Consider the following 682-nt stretch of genomic DNA (forward strand, 5'->3'; position numbering starts at 1 on the left):
GGCGTGTATTTGCCGGTGAGCAGCCCCATTGCCAGCGGCAGCCGGCTGAACGAGACGAGGTTCTCGCGCGCCGCAACGGCCATCAGCTCGTTCGCCGGGGTAAACACATTGAAGTCGTTCTCTACGGCGACGAACCCCTCGCGCGGCGCGTAGGCGGCAAGCCGTTCGCGGTGATCGGTGCTCCAGCCGAAGCCGCCGATCTTGCCCTCCTGGCGCAACAGGCCGAGCGTATCGAACACCTCGCCGGCGCGCTCGATCGGATACTCGTTGATATGTAGCAGCACGACGTCGATACAATCCCGCTGCAGGCGCTGCCGCGAATTGTCGATCGATGTCCGGATTGCCGCGGCAGAGGCATCCTCGGGTGCGATCTTACGCGTTTCGGGATCGCCGAAATAGCCGACCTTGGTGACGATGACGGCTTCGTCCTTACCCCTCAACGCCCGCCCGAGGATCAGTTCGGCATTGCCGGCGCCGTAGGCGGCAGCCGTGTCGAACACCCGCGCGCCGATCTCATAAGCCATCGCCAGCGCGGCTTGCGACCTGATATCGTCGACCACGCCATAGATTGTCGCCGTGTCACGCCAACGCGCGGGGCCACCCGCCGCCCAAGTGCCGATTCCGATGCGCGGTACCGAGCGGCCATCCCAAAGCATCATCATCTGCATGCCCGGCTCCTCAA

Annotated in this window: 1 protein-coding gene; it reads right to left on the reverse strand. The window is 64.7% G+C overall.

The window, feature by feature from the left end:
* Positions 1-668: aldo/keto reductase (locus NKJ23_RS34530; RefSeq protein WP_352685196.1), on the reverse strand; the 668-nt coding region annotated here is incomplete at its 3' end.
* Between the last annotated feature and the right edge of the window lie 14 nt (positions 669-682).

This window comes from Mesorhizobium sp. M0184, assembly GCF_040322215.1.
Classification (GTDB): Bacteria; Pseudomonadota; Alphaproteobacteria; order Rhizobiales; family Rhizobiaceae; genus Mesorhizobium.